The organism is Bradyrhizobium sp. OK095, assembly GCF_900109945.1.
Taxonomy (GTDB): domain Bacteria; phylum Pseudomonadota; class Alphaproteobacteria; order Rhizobiales; family Xanthobacteraceae; genus Bradyrhizobium.
The window spans coordinates 165,456-183,214 of the sequence record NZ_FOBX01000008.1; the positions used below are offsets into that span (position 1 = coordinate 165,456).

Annotated in this window: 14 protein-coding genes; 8 read left to right on the top strand and 6 right to left on the bottom strand. The window is 65.4% G+C overall.

The window, feature by feature from the left end; translation table 11 throughout:
• Positions 1–171: 171 nt before the first annotated feature.
• Positions 172–1,011, top strand: coding sequence for an RMD1 family protein (locus tag BMW89_RS21935; RefSeq protein ID WP_092029090.1), 840 nt, complete (start codon positions 172–174; stop codon positions 1,009–1,011).
• 195 nt (positions 1,012–1,206) lie between these two features.
• Here the strand turns inward: BMW89_RS21935 and BMW89_RS21940 are convergent, their stop codons facing one another.
• The gene (locus BMW89_RS21940; RefSeq protein ID WP_092029091.1) at positions 1,207–2,388 is read right to left on the bottom strand and encodes an acetate/propionate family kinase; all 1,182 of its coding nucleotides are present in this window, start codon (positions 2,386–2,388) and stop codon (positions 1,207–1,209) included.
• A 4-nt stretch (positions 2,389–2,392) separates the two neighbouring features.
• Complete coding sequence (locus BMW89_RS21945; protein WP_177196235.1) at positions 2,393–4,780, bottom strand: phosphoketolase family protein; 2,388 nt, start codon at positions 4,778–4,780, stop codon at positions 2,393–2,395.
• Positions 4,781–4,990: 210 nt separating this feature from the next.
• Between BMW89_RS21945 and BMW89_RS21950 the strand changes: the two genes are divergently transcribed.
• The 4 genes from BMW89_RS21950 to BMW89_RS21965 all read left to right on the top strand — a co-directional run bounded on the left by BMW89_RS21950 (position 4,991) and on the right by BMW89_RS21965 (position 9,075).
• Positions 4,991–6,154 (top strand): PA0069 family radical SAM protein, encoded by a 1,164-nt coding sequence (locus tag BMW89_RS21950; RefSeq protein WP_092029092.1) that lies wholly within the window; start codon positions 4,991–4,993, stop codon positions 6,152–6,154.
• A gap of 24 nt (positions 6,155–6,178) precedes the next feature.
• Positions 6,179–6,634: a VOC family protein gene (locus tag BMW89_RS21955; protein WP_092029093.1), complete on the top strand. Its 456-nt coding sequence runs from the start codon at positions 6,179–6,181 to the stop codon at positions 6,632–6,634.
• Positions 6,635–6,711: 77 nt separating this feature from the next.
• Positions 6,712–7,467: a ribonuclease HII gene (rnhB, locus tag BMW89_RS21960; RefSeq protein ID WP_092029326.1), complete on the top strand. Its 756-nt coding sequence runs from the start codon at positions 6,712–6,714 to the stop codon at positions 7,465–7,467.
• 99 nt (positions 7,468–7,566) lie between these two features.
• The gene (locus tag BMW89_RS21965; protein WP_092029094.1) at positions 7,567–9,075 is read left to right on the top strand and encodes a glycosyltransferase family 39 protein; all 1,509 of its coding nucleotides are present in this window, start codon (positions 7,567–7,569) and stop codon (positions 9,073–9,075) included.
• A 131-nt stretch (positions 9,076–9,206) separates the two neighbouring features.
• Here BMW89_RS21965 and BMW89_RS21970 read toward each other — a convergent pair whose 3' ends face one another.
• Positions 9,207–10,013 carry a uracil-DNA glycosylase gene (locus BMW89_RS21970; RefSeq protein WP_092029095.1) on the bottom strand — a complete coding sequence of 269 codons (807 nt, stop codon included), beginning with the start codon at positions 10,011–10,013 and terminating at the stop codon, positions 9,207–9,209.
• 134 nt (positions 10,014–10,147) lie between these two features.
• On the opposite strand from BMW89_RS21970, the gene BMW89_RS21975 reads away from it, so the two are divergent.
• The 3 genes from BMW89_RS21975 (at position 10,148) to BMW89_RS21985 (ending at position 14,831) form a co-directional block, all read left to right on the top strand.
• On the top strand, positions 10,148–11,809 hold the full coding sequence (locus tag BMW89_RS21975) for an electron transfer flavoprotein-ubiquinone oxidoreductase (RefSeq protein ID WP_092029096.1): 1,662 nt from the start codon (positions 10,148–10,150) through the stop codon (positions 11,807–11,809).
• Positions 11,810–12,124: 315 nt separating this feature from the next.
• The gene (locus BMW89_RS21980) at positions 12,125–13,921 is read left to right on the top strand and encodes a tetratricopeptide repeat protein (protein ID WP_092029097.1); all 1,797 of its coding nucleotides are present in this window, start codon (positions 12,125–12,127) and stop codon (positions 13,919–13,921) included.
• A gap of 25 nt (positions 13,922–13,946) precedes the next feature.
• The gene (locus tag BMW89_RS21985) at positions 13,947–14,831 is read left to right on the top strand and encodes a 4-(cytidine 5'-diphospho)-2-C-methyl-D-erythritol kinase (RefSeq protein ID WP_092029098.1); all 885 of its coding nucleotides are present in this window, start codon (positions 13,947–13,949) and stop codon (positions 14,829–14,831) included.
• 101 nt (positions 14,832–14,932) lie between these two features.
• Here the strand turns inward: BMW89_RS21985 and BMW89_RS21990 are convergent, their stop codons facing one another.
• From BMW89_RS21990 to fabF, 3 genes are read right to left on the bottom strand one after another with little or no spacing between them, the layout of a single operon-like run.
• On the bottom strand, positions 14,933–15,811 hold the full coding sequence (locus BMW89_RS21990; protein WP_092029099.1) for an alpha/beta fold hydrolase: 879 nt from the start codon (positions 15,809–15,811) through the stop codon (positions 14,933–14,935).
• Positions 15,804–16,436 carry a LysE family translocator gene (locus tag BMW89_RS21995; RefSeq protein WP_092029100.1) on the bottom strand — a complete coding sequence of 211 codons (633 nt, stop codon included), beginning with the start codon at positions 16,434–16,436 and terminating at the stop codon, positions 15,804–15,806. The genes BMW89_RS21990 and BMW89_RS21995 overlap by 8 nt, the downstream gene beginning before the upstream one ends.
• Positions 16,437–16,495: 59 nt before the next feature.
• Positions 16,496–17,758: a beta-ketoacyl-ACP synthase II gene (fabF, locus tag BMW89_RS22000; RefSeq protein WP_092029101.1), complete on the bottom strand. Its 1,263-nt coding sequence runs from the start codon at positions 17,756–17,758 to the stop codon at positions 16,496–16,498.
• Position 17,759: the final 1 nt, after the last annotated feature.

Below are 17,759 nucleotides of genomic sequence, written 5' to 3' on the forward strand. Positions count from 1 at the left end.
AATGTTGCCGAATATTTCGGCGCAGGTTCGTCGTCCCGGTATTAATCCGGGGTTTGGCTCCGATATTGCGCGCCACGCAGACAGATCGCAATCCCGCAAGAGGAGGAGGCGCGCGAAACGACCCCGGAAACGGGAAAAGCCTGCAATCCGCGATGCTGACGAGAGCTTCACATGAATGCCGATCAACTTGCCGTTAGTGTTCCTGCAACATCGCCGAAGCCGGACGCCGCGCCGACCTTGCGAATCCGCGCCGTGATGCTGGGCGATCGCATCAATCCGTCCGGGCTCGAGCTAGGTGCGCCGGTCTCCTCGACGCCGGCCGCCTTCCGCGTCCATGCCGGCCTCGTCGTGATTTTCCGCTACGGCGTCGTCGTGCTGATCGGCCAGCTTCCCTCGGAGGAGAAGGTGCTGCTCGACAGCCTGAAGTCCCGCGTGACCGGCGAGCTCAGCCCCTTCGAGGAGGAGATCGCGCAGGCGCAGCTCTGCAAGGACGAAAACGCCGAGGCGATACAGCCGGGCGGTCCGATCAACCTCTCGAAATTTTCCGACGAACGGCTGCTGCTGATTGCGGACGCTCTCGCCAAGAGCACTTCGCTGGCGCGCGACGAGCGACGCGTCGCCGCGGTGTTCGATGTCATCGAGCCCTTTGCGCGGGAGCTCGCCGAGAAGGGTCGTACCTCGCGACGGCGCAAGGGCATCTTGCAGCTCATCGGCAATGCGCTTCTGGTCCAGCAGCGCGTCGCCGGCCGCGTTGCGGTTGCCGAAAAGCCCGATGCGCTCTGGGAAAAGCCGCAGCTCGACCGGCTCTATGCGCGTCTCGAAGACGAGTATGAGCTAAAGGAGCGTCTCGACACACTCGAACGCAAGCTTACGGTCGTCGCGGAAACGGCCGATGCGCTGACCGACATCATCGACACGCAGCGCTCGCTGCGGCTCGAGATTGCGGTGGTGGTGCTGATCGTGATCGAGGTCGTGATCGGATGCGTCCAGATATGGTCGGGGACGCATTAGGGGCGAGCTGCGCATTGCAGTGCCCTCTCCCCTTGCGGGAAAGGGCAGCACCGCCGGGAGACGCAAACTCGCTAGGGTGAGGGTATCTCTCCGCGTACTCATGTGCCGATGTGAGCGCGGAGAGATACCCCTCATCCGGCGCTTCGTGCCACCTTCTCCCGCAAGGGGAGAAGGGAAGAGTCGCCGCGGCGTATTTCATTCTGCGTTCAGCACCGCCTTGCAATGCCGCGCGATCGTCAGTTCTTCATTCGTCGGAATGACGAACACGTCCACAGGGCTATCGCCGCCGCTGATGCGCTCGCGCCCCTCGTCATTCGCCGTCGCATCAATGCGCACACCGAGCCACGCAAGCCTCTCGCCGATCGCGCTGCGGATCTCCTTGGCATGCTCGCCGATGCCGCCGGTGAAGACCAGGCCATCGAGCCCCTCAAGCGAGGTCGCCATCATCGCAATCTGCTGCGCCGCGCGAAAGACAAACAGGTCCACCGCGTCCCGTGCCGCGGGCTCGCCACTCGCAAGCAGCGTGCGCATGTCGGCGGATATACCGGAGACGCCGAGCAGGCCAGACTTGTGATAGAGCAGGTGCTGGACCTCCTCGACTGACATGTTCTCGTGCTGTTGCAGATAGAGCAGCACGCCCGGATCGATCGTGCCGCAGCGCGTGCCCATCACGAGGCCGTCGAGCGGCGTCAATCCCATCGTGGTGTCGACGCTGCGGCCATCGCGTAATGCGCACAGGCTCGCGCCATTGCCGAGATGCGCGATGACGGTGCGTTTTGCGACGAGCTGCGGCGCGATCCCGGCGAGGCGCCCTGCGACATATTCGAACGACAGTCCGTGAAACCCGTAGCGCCGGACGCCGCGCTCTTCATAACGCCTCGGAATGGCGAAGCGGTTCGCCGGCGGCGTAATGCTGTGATGGAAGGCGGTGTCGAAACAGGCGATCTGCGTCAATTCGGGCTTTATCGCCGTGATCGTGCGGACCGGTGCCAGGCAACGCGGCTGGTGCAATGGCGCCAGCGGCGTCAGCGCCTCAAGCTTTGCGGTGATGTCGTCCGTCAGCGTAACCGGTCCCGAATAGTCCGGGCCGCCATGAACGATGCGGTGGCCGACGGCGCGCAGGCCGTCTGCGCCAAAACGGTCCTCGATGAAGGCGAGCACCTCGGCGAACAGATGACCGCTGTCTGCATCCGCAGCTTCCTTCCGCGTCTCGAACAGGTCTTCGCCCGCGGGACTCTTCACGACCAGCCGGGGCTTGTCCTCGTGCTCGTCGAGCAGCCCCTTGCAGAGCAGGACAGGCTCGTCCGCCGAGATGTCGAACAGGCCGAACTTGATGCTCGACGAGCCCGAATTGAGGACGAGGACCGACGCCGTCATCGACTCAACCCGTCTTGCCCGGCCAGACCCAATCACGGATCTCCGGCATGTCCTCGCCGTGCTCGCGGATATAGCGCGAATGTTCGATCAGTCTGTCGCGGAACTGCTGCTTCACCTGCGCGGCCTTGGTCGCAAGACCCGGCACGCGTTCGATTGCCTCGATCGCGAGGTGATAACGGTCGAGCTCGTTGAGCACGACCATGTCGAACGGCGTCGTCGTGGTGCCTTCCTCGGCAAAGCCGCGCACATGCATGCCGGCATGGTTGGTGCGGTTATAGGTGAGACGGTGGATCAAATGGGGATAGCCGTGATAGGCGAAGATCACGGGCTTGTCTGATGTGAACAGGCTGTCGAAGTCGCGATCCGAAAGCCCATGCGGGTGCTGCTCGCTCGGTTGCAGCGTCATCAGGTCGACGACATTGACGACGCGGATCTTCAGATCGGGCAGCGCCTTGCGCAAGAGATCGACGGCGGCCAGCGTCTCCAGTGTCGGCACATCGCCGGCGCAGGCCATCACGACGTCGGGCCCTTGTCCTGCGTCCTCGTTGCCGGCCCAGGTCCAGATGCCGATGCCGGCATCGCAATGATTGGCGGCTTCCTGCATCGACAGCCATTGCGGTGCCGGCTGCTTGCCGGCGACGATGACGTTGATGCGGTTATAGGTGCGCAGGCAGTGATCGGCGATCCACAACAGCGTGTTGGCATCCGGCGGAAAGTAGATGCGGACGATGTCAGCCTTCTTGTTGGCGACGAGATCGACGAAGCCGGGGTCCTGATGGCTGAAGCCGTTATGGTCCTGCCGCCAGACATGCGAGGTCAGGAGATAATTGAGCGAGGCAATCGGACGCCGCCATGGCAGATGCCGAGTGACCTTGAGCCATTTGGCGTGCTGGTTGAACATGGAATCCACGATGTGGATGAAGGCCTCGTAGCAGGAGAACAAGCCATGCCGTCCCGTGAGCAGATAGCCTTCGAGCCAGCCCTGGCAGAGATGCTCGCTCAAGACTTCCATCACGCGGCCCTCTTGCGCGAGGTGCACGTCATAAGGCTCGATCGGCTCCATCCACACCCGTTCGGTCGCCTCGAACACGGCATCGAGCCGGTTTGACGCCGTCTCGTCCGGACCCACGATGCGGAAATTGCGCTCTTGCGCGTTGAGGCGGATGATTTCGCGCAAGAATTTGCCGAGCTCGCGCGTGGCTTCGCCAGTGACGGCGCCGGGCTGCGGCACCTCTAATGCAAAACTGCGGAAGTCCGGCAGCTTCAGCTCCTTCTTCAGCAGCCCGCCATTGGCATGCGGATTGGCGCCCATGCGCTTGGTACCTTCGGGCGCGAGTGCCTGAAGCTCGGGGACGAGCGTGCCGCTCGCGTCGAACAGTTTTTCCGGCTCGTAGCTGCGCATCCAGTCTTCGAGGATCTTCAGATGCGCCGGATTCTCGCGGCAGCCCGCAACGGGAACCTGATGCGCGCGCCAAAAACCTTCGACTTTCTTGCCGTCGACCTCCTTCGGGCCGGTCCAGCCTTTCGGGCTGCGCAGCACGATCATCGGCCAGCGCGGACGCTCGACGTTTTTGCGCTCACTGCGAGCGTGCTGCTGGATCGAGCGGATGCTGGCGAATGCAACATCGAACGCATCCGCCATGGCCTGGTGCATCAATCTGGGATCATCGCCTTCGACGAACAGCGGCTCGTGGCCCAACCCGCGGAAGAGATCGCGGATCTCGCTGTCGGGCATCCGCCCGAGCACGGTCGGATTGGCGATCTTGTAGCCGTTGAGATGCAGGATCGGCAGCACCGCGCCGTCATGGGCCGGGTTCAGGAACTTGTTGGAGTGCCAGGACGCCGCCAGCGGGCCGGTCTCGGCCTCGCCGTCGCCGACAACGCAAGCCACGACCAGGTCGGGATTGTCGAACGCGGCGCCATAGGCGTGCACCAGCGCGTAGCCAAGCTCGCCGCCTTCGTGGATCGAGCCAGGCGTTTCCGGCGCCGCGTGGCTGGGGATGCCGCCGGGGAAGGAGAACTGTCGGAACAGCTTGTGCAATCCGTCCGTATCGCGCGCGATATCAGGATAGATTTCGCTGTAGCTGCCCTCGAGATAGGTATTGGCGACCATGCCCGGGCCGCCATGGCCGGGACCACAGACATAGAGCACGTTGACATCAAGCGCGCGAATGACGCGGTTGAGGTGGGCGTAAATGAAGTTCAGACCCGGCGTCGTGCCCCAATGGCCGAGCAAACGCGGCTTGATGTGCTCGGGCCGCAGGGGCTCGCGCAGCAGCGGATTGTCCAGCAGGTAGATTTGCCCGACGGAGAGGTAGTTCGCAGCCCGCCAGTAGCGGTCGAGCAGATCGAGCTCGCTGCGCGCGCCGGTCGATTGTTGTTGATTTGTCATGTTCCTGGAGACCTTCACCGCGATCGTCACCAACTGAGTTCCGGCACGATCGATCCTCTGGCGGCATCAAACGGGATCGAGGTGACAGCGGTGTTGCGTGAGGTCAAAGGCAGGCGCGCGAAGTTTGGGCAGCGCTACTGTGCATGGGGTTGTTTTCACGTTTTTTGTTTGTGTTCTTGATTTGTTCCTTCGACGTGCTATCTTGGCTTCATGAGTCCAGCTTCTTCTTCTGCTCTCAAGCACCCGCCGGTCACGGCGCCCTCCGAGCCGGCGGGTGCGCCTTCCGACTTTCCTGAACTGGCGGTCGCCATCGACCGCCAGCGCAGGCGAGGTCGGGGCGCGCAATCCAATGCCAGTGGCCGCTATGAGGCCGAGGCCCGCGTTGCCTTCGATGACGGCTGGCAGAGCCTGGAAGAGCTGCCGCCGTTCAAGACGACGGTTGCGGTCGACACCTCGCGCAAGGTGATCACCCGCAACGAATCCCCCGATATCGGCTTCGACCGCTCGATCAATCCCTATCGCGGCTGCGAGCATGGCTGCGTCTACTGCTTCGCGCGGCCGACGCATGCCTATCTCGGCCTGTCGCCGGGGCTCGACTTCGAGACAAAGCTGTTCGTGAAGCCTGACGCGCCGGCGCTGCTCGAGAAGGAGCTCGCGGCGGCCGGTTACGAGCCGCGGATGATCGCGATCGGCACCAACACCGATCCCTATCAGCCGATCGAGCGCGAGCACAAAATCATGCGCGGCATTCTGGAGGTGCTGGAGCGTGCGGGCCATCCGGTCGGCATCGTCACCAAGTCGGCGCTGGTCGTGCGCGACATCGACATCCTCGCGAGGATGGCCAAGCGCAACCTCGCCAAGGTCGGGATCTCCGTGACCTCGCTCGATCCAAAGCTCGCGCGTACCATGGAGCCGCGCGCCTCGACGCCGTCGAAACGGCTGGAGGCGCTGAAGCAGCTCTCGGAAGCCGGCATTCCCACCACCGTGATGGTCGCGCCCGTGATCCCCGCGCTGAACGATTCCGAGATCGAGCGCATTCTCGATGCCGCGGCGCATGCCGGCGTCAAGGAAGCCTCCTACGTGTTGCTGCGGCTGCCGCTCGAGGTGCGCGATCTCTTCCGCGAATGGTTGATGGCCAACTATCCCGACCGCTACCGCCACGTCTTCACGCTGATCCGCGACATGCGCGGCGGCCGTGACTACGACGCGAAATGGGGCGAGCGGATGAAGGGCACCGGACCAATGGCCTGGACCATCGGCCGCCGCTTCGAGATCGCCTGCGACAGGCTCGGGCTCAACAAGCGGCGCTCCAAGCTGACGACGGATCATTTTGTGCGGCCGAAGAAGAACGGCGAGCAGCTCAGCCTGTTCTGAGCGGAAAGTGGAAGAGACGTAATCATGAGTAAGGAACTACCGGCTCCGGTGCCGCGGCTCACCGTCATCACGCTCGGCGTCAGCGACATCCGCGCCAGCATCGCCTTTTACGACGCGCTCGGTTTTTCGCGCCGGCTGAAGGTAACAGGTGAGGCCGTTGCCTTCTACGATACCGGCGGCCCCGTGCTCGCGCTGTTTCCCTGGGATCAGCTCGCGGCCGACGCCAAGCTGCCTGATCCGCCGAGGCCGACGACCTTCCGTGGCATCACGCTCGCATGGAACTGTCGCACGCGAGAGGAGGTCGATGCGGTGCTGGCTTTCGCGCTAGGCAAGGGCGCGAAGCTGCTGAAGGCCGCGCGTGAGACCGATTACGGCGGCTATTCCGGCTATTTTTCCGATCCTGACGGTCATCCGTGGGAGGTCGTCGTCGCCCCCGGCATCGATGTCGGTGAGGACCGCCGGGTGCATCTGGCCGAGTAGGGCGGCCGGCCTGAATAACGGGAATTGCGATTGGTTCCCGGTTGCGCAGGCGAGGCTGCTTGCGCACGATCCCGGCCATGATTCGGGACAAGTCCGCCAAGAAACCAGCCAAGGCGCCGGTTGGCAAAGCCAGCTTCCGCCGCGAGCGCGCGCTGATCAAGCGCGGGGTCTGGCCGATCGCGGGATGCGACGAGGCCGGCCGCGGGCCGCTGGCCGGCCCGGTGGTGGCAGCCGCGGTGATTCTCGACCCCGACCGCATCCCGCGCGGCATCGATGATTCCAAGCGCCTGACGGCGGCGGCGCGCGAAAAATTGTTCGACAGGATCTGCGCCACCGCACAGGTCTCGGTCGTCGTCGCCTCACGCGCCCGTATCGACCGCGACAACATCCTGCGTGCCTCGCTGTGGGCGCTGAAGCGCGCCGTGGTGGCGTTGCCCGAGGCGCCCCGCCATGTGTTCGTCGACGGCCGCGACCGGCTCGACACGGAATGCGACTGCGAGGCCGTGATCGGCGGCGACGGCATCGTGCTGTCGATCGCAGCCGCCTCGATCGTTGCCAAGGTGACGCGCGACCGGCTGATGTGCGCGCTGGCGCAGGACTGCCCCGGCTACGGTTTCGAACAGCACAAGGGTTACGGCGTCCCCGAGCACCTCGATGCGCTGAACCGCCTCGGTCCCACCATCCACCACCGCAGCTTCTTCGCCCCCGTCGCCGCCGCCCGCGCCAAGCACATGCCCTGGACCGTCGCGCCGGTGCAGGACCTGTTCGAGGTCACCGAGGTCGAGGTGCAGGTGGAGACGGCCATCGAAATCGACGCTTCAGCGCGCCTCTAGAGCAGACGGTCGTTGCCACGACGCGCAGCGCCCTCTATCAAAACAGTCGTGAGCGAATAGGGCCGGCTGGACGGGTTGGCTGCATCTGTCGGACGTTGCATGCGGTTTACCTCCCTGGTCATCGAGCTCATTCGCGCCCGGCCGCGGCTGATCGTGTGGATCGCCGTGCTGCTCCAGGCCGCGATGTGGCTGTTCGTGGCGCTGCTGTTCTATCGCAGCCCGCCCGGCAGCCTCGCGACCCTGCTGGCGTTCGGCCGTGAATACCAGGTCGGGACTGATCTCGGCCCGCCCTTGCCGATCTGGCTTGCCGATATCGCCTATCGCGCCGCCGGCGGCAACATGTTCGGCGTCTATGTGCTGGCCGAGCTCTGCGAGATCGCGACCTTCATCACGCTGTATTATCTCTCCCGTGCCGTGGTCGGCTCGCAGCAGGCGGTGTTGGCGGTGCTCCTGACCATGACGGTGCTGGCGTTCTCCTCGCCCGCGCTCGACTTCGGCCCGCTGGTGCTGGCGCGGCCGCTCTGGGCGCTGCTGCTGCTGCACTCCTGGCAGATCATCGGCCAGCGCCGCGGCAATGCCTGGTTCGCCTGGTCGATCGAGGCCGGCCTCTTGCTGCTGACCACGCCCGCAGCCATTTTCCTGCTCCTGCTGCTGGTCGTCTTCGCGCTCTCGACCGCCGGCGGCCGCCGCACGCTGCGCGCGCTCGATCCGCTGTTCGCGCTGATCGTCGTCGCCGTGCTGGCGTTGCCCTACGCGGTCTGGCTGATGCGCCCCGAGACGCTGGTGCTGCCGACCTTGCCGCAACTCGCGGAGCTAAATGCCCGCGCGATTCACGCGGCCTGGCTGCTCGGCGGGCTCGTGCTCGGGGCTGCGGCGATTCCGGCGCTGACCTTCCTCAACACCGGCCTGTTCGTCGCCAAGGTTGAGGATGCGCCGATCATCTATCGCCCGCCGGTCGAGCCGCTCGCGCGCAATTTTGTGTATTTCTTCGCGCTGGCGCCTGCGTTCGGTGCGGTGCTGATCTCGAGCCTGCTGGGCCTCGAATCCGTTGTCGGCGGCGCCGGCGTCGTGCTGGTGATGTCCGGGCTTGCCGTGGTCGTGGCGGCCGGCGATCTCATCGCGATGCGCCGCGCGCGGATGCTGCGCATGGTCTGGGCCGCCGCCGTCGTCGCGCCCGCCATCGGTGTCGTGCTCGCCGTGCTGTTCCTGCCCTGGACCGCGACCAACGAGATCGCGACCTCGATGCCGGCGCGCGCGATCTCGGATTTCTTCGACGAGAGCTTTGCCCGCCGCACCAATCTCCGCCTGCGCGCGGTCGCCGGCGAGACCCAGCTCGCCAGCCTGATCGCGTTGCATTCCGGCCGGCCGCATCTGTTCATCGATGCCGAGCCCGCGCGCACGCCATGGATGAACCAGGTCAAATTCGGCGAAACCGGCGGCGTCGTGGTCTGGCGCGCTTCAGATACCGCCGGCACCCCGCCGCCGGAAATCCTCGCGCGCTTCCCCGGCATCGTGCCGGAAGTGCCGCGCGCCTTCGAATGGCTGGTGACCGGCCGCCAGCAGCTGCTGCGCATCGGCTGGGCCATCGTGCGGCCGAAGGGGACGTAGGCTTTCGTGCCCCGGACGCTGCGCAGCACGTAGTGATGCGCTGCAGAGCCGGGGCCCATGTTGCGGCATTCTGGGTCCCGGCTCTGCGAAGCAGCGCTTGCGCGCTGCATCGCGTCCGGGACACGAGAGCATTATCCCGCCAGCACCTTCGCGATCGCCCGCAGGTCCTGCCAGGCCAGCCGCTTGTACGATGGCGAGCGGAGCAGGTAGGCCGGGTGGAAGGTCGCGAGCGCGCGGATGGTGCGTTGGCCCGTCTCGTACTCGAACCAGCGTCCGCGCGTGCGCATGATGCCTTCGCGGGTCGACAGCAGCGTCTGCGTCGAGGGATTGCCGAGCGTCACCAGCACATCGGGATTTACAAGCTCGATCTGGCGCTGGATGAAGGGCAGGCAGATTTGCGTCTCCTGCGGCGTCGGCGTGCGGTTGCCGGGCGGCCGCCACGGAATCACGTTGGCGATGTAGGCGGTGGTGCGGTTGAGGCCTATGGCGCCGATCATCAAATCGAGCAGCTTGCCGCTGCGCCCGACGAAGGGCAGCCCCTCGATGTCCTCGTCGCGGCCCGGCGCTTCGCCGACGAACATGATGCGCGCCTGCGGATTGCCGTCGGCGAACACCAACCGCGTTGCCGTGTGCTTCAGCGCGCAGCCCTCGAAACTCTGCATCAGCTCGCGCAGCGCCTCGAGCGTCGGCGCGGTGCGCGCAGCCTCGCGTGCGGAGGCAATCGCGATATCAGGCGCAGGTGCGGCCTCGCCGCGCAGGACCGTGGGCGCTGCGACGGGCCGCGGCGGCTCGACCGGAGGCGCGGCGCGCGGGGCCGGCGGCGGGGTATCCATTTCCGCCAGACGGTCTATCGACTCCTCCGCGAGCGCGCAGTCGACACCGGCCTCCAGATAGAAGGCGAGTAGCTCTCGGACGGTGGGTGCGGGCTCGGGGATCATGGGAAGTCGGACTTTTATATCAGTTCGGGGCGGCTTGCATCCCAGTGGAACGCGATTCCGAGGTTGTCCTACCCGGAAAAATCGGAAACAACAGGGCGCAAACGACCAAGGACCGTCTCAAGGGCTGAGATCAGATGAGCACCGAAGAACTTCCCCCGCGCGAATCCATGGAATTCGACGTCGTCATCGTCGGCGCCGGCCCCTCGGGCCTGGCCGCGGCGATCCGGCTCAAGCAGATCAATGCCGATCTCAACGTCGTCGTGGTGGAGAAGGGCTCCGAGGTTGGTGCGCATATTCTCTCCGGCGCCGTGATCGACCCGGCCGGGCTCGACAAGCTGATCCCGGACTGGCGCGAGGATTCCGACTGCCCGCTGAAGACTGAGGTGAAGGACGACCGCTTCTACTGGATGACGACCGGCGGCGCGATCAAGCTGCCGAATTTCATGATGCCGCCGCTGATGGACAACCATCATTGCTATATCGGCTCGCTCGGCAATGTCTGCCGCTGGCTGGGACGCAAGGCCGAGGCGCTCGGCGTCGAAATCTATCCGGGCTTTGCCGCGGCCGAGGTGCTCTATGACGAGCAGGGCGCGGTGAAGGGCATCGCCACCGGCGACATGGGCATTGGCCGCGATGGCAAGCCGAAGGACTCCTTCACTCGCGGCATGGAATTGCTCGGCAAGTACACGCTGTTCGCCGAAGGCGCGCGCGGCAGCCTGACCAAGCAGCTGATCGCGAAATTCGCACTGGACTCCAACAGCGAGCCGGCGAAGTTCGGCATCGGTCTCAAGGAAGTCTGGCAGATCGATCCCGCCAAGCATCAGAAGGGCATGATCCAGCATTCGTTCGGCTGGCCGCTCGACCTGAAGACCGGCGGCGGCTCGTTCCTCTATCATTACGACGACAATCTCGTCGCCGTCGGCTTTGTCGTGCATCTGAACTACGACGATCCCTATCTGTCGCCGTTCGACGAGTTCCAGCGCTTCAAGACTCATTCCTCCATCCGCGGCACCTTCGAAGGCGCCAAGCGGCTCGCCTATGGCGCGCGTGCCATCACCGAAGGCGGCTACCAGTCGGTACCGAAGCTGACTTTCCCGGGCGGCGCGCTGGTCGGTTGTGCGGCCGGCTTCGTCAACGTGCCCCGCATCAAGGGCGTGCACAACGCGATGGGCACCGGCATGCTCGCCGCCGAGCATGTTGCGGCTGCGCTCGCCGCCGATCGCGCCAATGACGAGATCATCGACTACGAGAACGCGTGGCGTTCCTCGTCGGTCGGCAAGGATCTGTTCCTGGTCCGCAACGTCAAGCCGCTGTGGTCGAAGTTCGGCACCGTGCTCGGCGTTGCGCTCGGCGGCTTCGACATGTGGTGCAATACGCTGTTCGGCGGCTCGCTGTTCGGCACGCAGTCGCATTCCAAGGCCGATCGCTCGACGCTCGATCCTGCCAAGACCCACGCGCCGAAGAACTATCCGAAGCCGGACGGCAAGATCTCCTTTGACAAGCTGTCCTCGGTGTTCCTGTCCAACACCAACCATGAGGAGGACCAGCCGGTCCATCTCCGGGTCGCCGACATGAACCTGCAGAAGATGTCCGAGCACGACGTGTTCGCCGGTCCCTCGAATCGCTATTGCCCGGCCGGCGTCTATGAGTGGGTCGAGGAGGGCACGAGCCCGCGCTACCAGATCAACGCGCAGAACTGCGTCCACTGCAAAACCTGCGACGTGAAGGACCCCAACGGCAACATCACCTGGGTTCCCCCGGAAGGCGGCGGCGGTCCGAACTACGAGGCGATGTAAGCCGGGGATCGGACCAAAGCGATCAAGCCGGGGCCAATGCGACGCGCCCCCGGCATTGTGACGCACGTTCGCGTGAGAACCGAGGCGGGGTAGCGGCCTCCGGCCACGATAAGGCCATACTGGCAGCGTCTTGGGGCGCTGTCGGTCGATTTGGGGCGTGCGGAGGGGATCGCCCGGCCCGAATCCTTGCGGTGAAGCGCCAAAAGCGGCATTGTCCGGGCCTGACGGTTCCGGTCCCGATGTCGCCGGCCGCGTACGTATGCGAGACGGCCTTCTGCTGCACACCCAGGCACTACCAACTCAAGGCGAGCCCTGATGTTTTCAAATCGTTTCAACCGCTGGACTGTTGCCGCCATCGCCCTGATGGGCACCGCGATCGCGACGGTCCCCGGCGCGGTCCTGGCGCAGACGCCGGACCATCCGTCCGACACGGCGGCGCAGTTTCCGAATCGAAACGATCTGAAGGCGCTTACCACCTCCGGCAGCTATCTCGCCGCCCGCCATGCCAGCGTCGAGCGCGACGCGGCTTCGGCCGCCGCGTTCTACCGCTCGGCGCTCCGCACCGACCCCAAGAACAACGAGCTGCTCGACCGCGCCTTCATCTCGTCGGTCGCCGACGGTGACATCGACGAAGCGGTCAAGCTCGCCGAGCGCATCCTCACCATCGACAAGACCAACCGCGTCGCGCGTCTCGTCGTCGGCGTGCACGATCTCAAGTTCAAGAAGTACGCGACCGCGCAGACCAACATCAATCAGTCGATCCGCGGCCCCATCACCGATCTCGTTGCAACCCTGCTGTCGGGCTGGGCCGCCTATGGCGCCGGCGATGCCAAGGGCGGTGTCGCCACCATCGACAAGCTCGCAGGTCCGGAATGGTACCCGCTGTTCAAGGACCTGCATGCCGGCATGATCCTGGAACTCTCCGGCAAGGAGAAGGACGCCGGCACCCGGTTCGAGCGCGCCTACAAGCTCGACGATTCCATGCTGCGCGTGACCGAAGCCTATGCGCGCTGGCTGTCACGCAACAAGGACTCCGCCGCCGCGACCGCCGTCTACCAGGCGTTCGACAAGAAGCTGGCCCGCCATCCGCTGATCGTGGAAGGCCTGCGCGACACCAAGGCCGGCAAGAAGATGCCGCCGCTGGCCGACTCCGCGCAAGCCGGCGCCGCCGAAGCGCTCTACGGCATCGGCGCCACGCTGACCCGCCGCGGCGGCGAGGATCTGGCGCTGGTCTATCTCCAGCTCTCGCTCTATCTCCAGCCGACCCATCCGCTGGCGCTGCTCTCGCTCGCCGATCTCTATGAATCAGTGAAGCGGCCGCAGATGGCGATCAAGGTCTATGAGCGCGTGCCGGCGACCTCGCCGCTCAAGCGCAACGCGCAGATCCAGCTCGCCATTGATCTGGATTCGGCCGACCGCACCGACGAGGCGATCAAGATCCTCAAGGGCGTTACCACTGACGATGCCAAGGATCTCGAAGCGATCATGGCGCTCGGCAATCTCGAGCGCGGCCGCAAGAAGTTCGGCGACTGCGGCGCGACCTATTCGCGCGGCATCGACGTGCTGCCTGCCGGCAACGACAAGGCCAACAGCGTCTGGTATTATTATCGCGGCATCTGCGAAGAGCGCTCAAAGGAATGGGGCAAGGCTGAAGCCGACATGAAGAAGGCGCTCGAGCTGCAGCCCGACCAGCCGCATGTCCTCAACTATCTCGGCTATTCCTGGATCGACCAGGGCGTGAATCTCGACGAAGGCATGAAGATGATCAAGCGCGCCGTCGAGCAGCGTCCCGACGACGGCTACATCGTCGATTCCCTCGGCTGGGCCTATTACCGCATCGGCAATTACGAAGAGGCGGTGAAGAACCTCGAGCGTGCGATCGACCTCAAGCCCGAAGATCCCACCATCAACGATCACCTTGGCGATGCCTATTGGCGCGTCGGCCGCACGCTGGAAGCCAAATTCCAGTGGGCGCACGCGCGCGATCTCAAGCCCGAGCCGGATGACCTTCCGAAGATCGAGGCCAAGATCGCCAACGGCATGACCGAGGACACTTCGAACTCTTCGGCCGCGCAAGCGGAGAAGAAGAAGGACGACGGCAAGGGCGGTTAAGGGTGCGTTTGGGGGTTGCTCGCCAATGCCGGCGTTGATTGAAGAAGGGCGCGCGAAGGTCAATCTGACCCTTCGCGTGATCGGCCGTCGTGCCGACGGCTATCATGATCTCGAAAGCGTCGTCGCGTTCGCCGACTGCGCCGACCGGCTGACGCTGGAGCCGGGCGGTGAGCTGAAGCTCGCCACCACGGGGCCGCTGGCCGCGGCTTGTGGCGAGATGTCCGACAATCTCGTGTTCAAGGCCGCCAAGCTGCTGGCCGAAGCTGTGCCGGGCCTGAAGCTCGGAGCCTTCGCGCTCGACAAGGTGCTCCCCGTTGCGGCTGGCATCGGTGGCGGCTCGGCGGATGCCGCGGCGGCGCTGCGGCTGCTGGCGCGTCTCAACAATATGTCGCTCGATGATCCCCGCCTCCAGAAGGTCGCACTCGCGACCGGTGCCGATGTGCCGGTGTGCCTGTTCTCGCGCGCCTGCGACATGACCGGCGTCGGCGAGCAGCTGTTGCCGCTCGCGCTGCCGAGCATGCCCTGCGTGATGGTCAATCCGCGCGTGCCCGTCGCGACCAAGGACGTGTTTAGGGAATTGGGCCTGCGCAACGGCGAACTGCTGGTCGGCGCCGCTGATGTCCTCGACGCTCCGGCCTGGCCGGAGGGGGGCGGCTCGATTGCCGATTGGGTCGATGTTCTCGAAACCGTCCCCAACGATCTCGAAGCGCCCGCGCTGCGGATCGAGCCTGTGATCGGCGAGGTGCTGGAAGCCTTGCGCGATTCCGCCGGCGTCAAGCTCGCCCGCATGTCCGGCTCCGGCGCGACGTGTTTTGCTATCTATGGCGCGCCGACCGAGGCGCACACCGCGGCCGAGAAGATCCGGCGCGATCACCCCGGCTGGTGGGTGCATGCGGGGACGTTGAGCTAGATCTGTTCGTCATTGCGAGCGCAGCGAAGCAATCCAGAGTCCGTCCGCGGTGACAGTCTGGATTGCTTCGCTGCGCTCGCAATGACGCGGATGGAGCTGAGCTAACCCGCGCCGTCCTCGGCCAAGTCCAAGAACTGCCGGATCTCACCCAACACCTCCTGCGGCTTGTCATGCTGCAGCCAGTGTCCGGCTCCGGCAATGGTCTCGATGCGCGCTTGCTGGAAATAGCGCTCGAGGCCCGCAGCCCTGGCGCCGGCCAGAAAGCTCTCGCCGGCATTGAGCAGCAGCGTCGGGCACGTGATGCGCGACCACAGCGCGACGTGATCGTCCGGCCAGAGCCGGTGCGGCGCAGAGGCGCGCTGATAGGGATCGAACTTCCAGCTATAGGTGCCGTCCTCGTTCTGCCGCGCGCCGTGGGTCGCGAGGTGCAGCGCGAGGTCGCGCGACAGCCGCTTGTTGTGAAGCACCATCTGCGCCGCCGCGTCCGCGAGGGTGGCATAGCGGCGCGGCGTGCGGTCGTGCAATCTGTCGAGCTGACCGACCCATTTTCCGATGCGCTCATGCGCGGGCGATTTCGGCGTGTCCGGCAGCATGGTCACGCCGTCGAGGACGACGAGCTTCGACACCAGCTCGGGAAATGAACCCGTAAAGATCAGGCTCACCATGCCGCCCATCGAGTGACCGACGAGCGTGATTTGAGGCGCTGCGATGCTGCGGACCAGCTGAGCGAGATCGTAGACATACTCCGTCAGCGCGTAGCTGCCGCCTTTGGTCCAGTCCGAATCGCCGTGGCCGCGCAAATCGGGCGCGATCACGTGAAAATGCGGCTGCAGCGAGCGGGCAATGACGTCCCAGCTCCGGCAATGATCGCGGCCACCGTGAACCAGGATCAGGGGCGGCGCGCCGTCGTTGCCCCAATCGGCATAATGCAACCGCAGGCCGTGTGATTCATAGAAGCGGCTTTGCGGGGCACTAACCATTTGCCGGCCGCCGCGCCAGTGCGAGCGAGAGGCCGAGGCCCGCGATGAAAACGCCGGAGCTCTGGGTGAGGCGCCGCATCAGGTTCGGCCGGCCGACCAGTTGCGTGCGCGTTGCCGAGGCCATCAGCACCACGACGACATCGGCGAGCGTGTTCAGCGTCACCGAGATTGCGCCGAGCATGATGAATTGCAGCGTGGGGCTCGATCCCGAGGGATCGAGGAACTGCGGAATGAAGGCCAGGAAGAATGCCGCGGTCTTCGGGTTCAATGCCTCGACCAGCACGCCGTCACGGAACGCGCGCTTGTCGCCGATTGGCTCGCTGTCGAGCGACAGCGCGCGGCCGGCACTGCGAAACGTCTTGATGCCGAGCCAGACCAGATAGACCGCACCGACGAATTTGACCGCGGCAAACAGCTCCGCGCTGGCAACGATGATCGCGGAGATGCCGAGGCTGCCGGCTACGACATGAACCAGCCCGCCCAGCGCTGTGCCCGCGGTCGAGGCAAAGCCGCTGGCGCGTCCCTCCGACAGGGTGCGTGCGGCGACGTAGAAAATGCCGGGTCCGGGAACGGCGGCGATGAGACAGGCTGCGGCCAGGAACAGCCAGAAATTCGTTTCGATCATCCTGTTTTCGTAGCGTAGCGCGCCGCGATTGCAAGGCTTCTCGTTTAGGGGCCCCTCGTTTAGCCCATCCGGCGGAAGATCGCGCTGGCATTGACGCCACCGAAGCCAAAGCCGTTGGAGATGGCGTGCTTCATCGGCATCGGCCGCGCGCTGCCTGAGACGATGTCGATGCCGTCAGCACCCGGATCAGGATTTTCGAGATTGAGCGTCGGCGGCGCGATCTGGTCGCGCAGGGCCAGGATCGTGAAGATCGCTTCCAGCCCGCCGGCGGCGCCGAGCAGATGGCCGGTCGCCGATTTGGTGGCGCTCACCGCGATGCTCCGGTTGCGGCCGAACAGCGCGGCGATGGCGCCAAGCTCGCTCTCGTCGCCGGCCTGCGTCGACGTCGCATGCGCGTTCAGATGCTGCAAATCCGCGGGCGCGAGGTTGGCTTGCCGAAGCGCGATCTCCATGGCGCGGCGGGCGCCGTCGCCGTCGGGCGGACCCGATGTCATGTGATAGGCGTCCGCCGTCGTGCCGTAGCCGACGATCTCGGCAATCGGCGTCGCGCCGCGCGCCAGCGCATGCTCCAGCTCCTCGATGACCAGAATGCCTGCGCCTTCGCCCATGACGAACCCGTCGCGGTCGCGATCGAACGGGCGCGAAGCGCGCGCGGGCTCGTCGTTGAAGGAGCTCGACAGTGCGCGTGCCGCGGCAAAGCCGCCGATGCTGACGATGTCGATGCAGGCCTCGGCGCCGCCGCAGATCGCGACATCAACTTCGCCGGCGCGGATCATGCGCGCGGCATCGCCGATCGCCTGCACGCCGGCCGCGCACGCGGTGACAGGCGTGCCCAGCGCGCCCTTGTAGCCGTATTTGATCGAGACGTGGCCGGCGGCGAGATTGGCGAGGAACGAGGGGATTGTGAACGGCGAGAGCCGGCGCGTGCCGCGGTGCTCGGTGATGCGCACCGCTTCCGCCATCGCCGGGAAGCCGCCAACGCCGGAGGCGATGATCGTCGCGGTTCGTTCCAGCGCGCTCGCGTCCTGCGGCGTCCATTTGGCTTGCGCGACCGCTTCTGCGGTGGCGAGCAGCGCGAACAGGATAAAGCGGTCCATCTTGCGCTGGTCTTTTGGCGCGGCGGCTTGCGCGGGATCGAAACCGCCCTCGGCATCATCGGCCTTGTCGGGGACGAGACCGGCAATGCGCGCAGGCAGTGCTTGTGCCCATTCGGGCAGGGGACGCAGCCCGCTTTGGCCGGCGAGCAGCCGGCGCCAGGACAGTTCGACACCGCAGCCGAGCGGCGACACCGCGCCCATGCCTGTCACGACGATACGACGCATG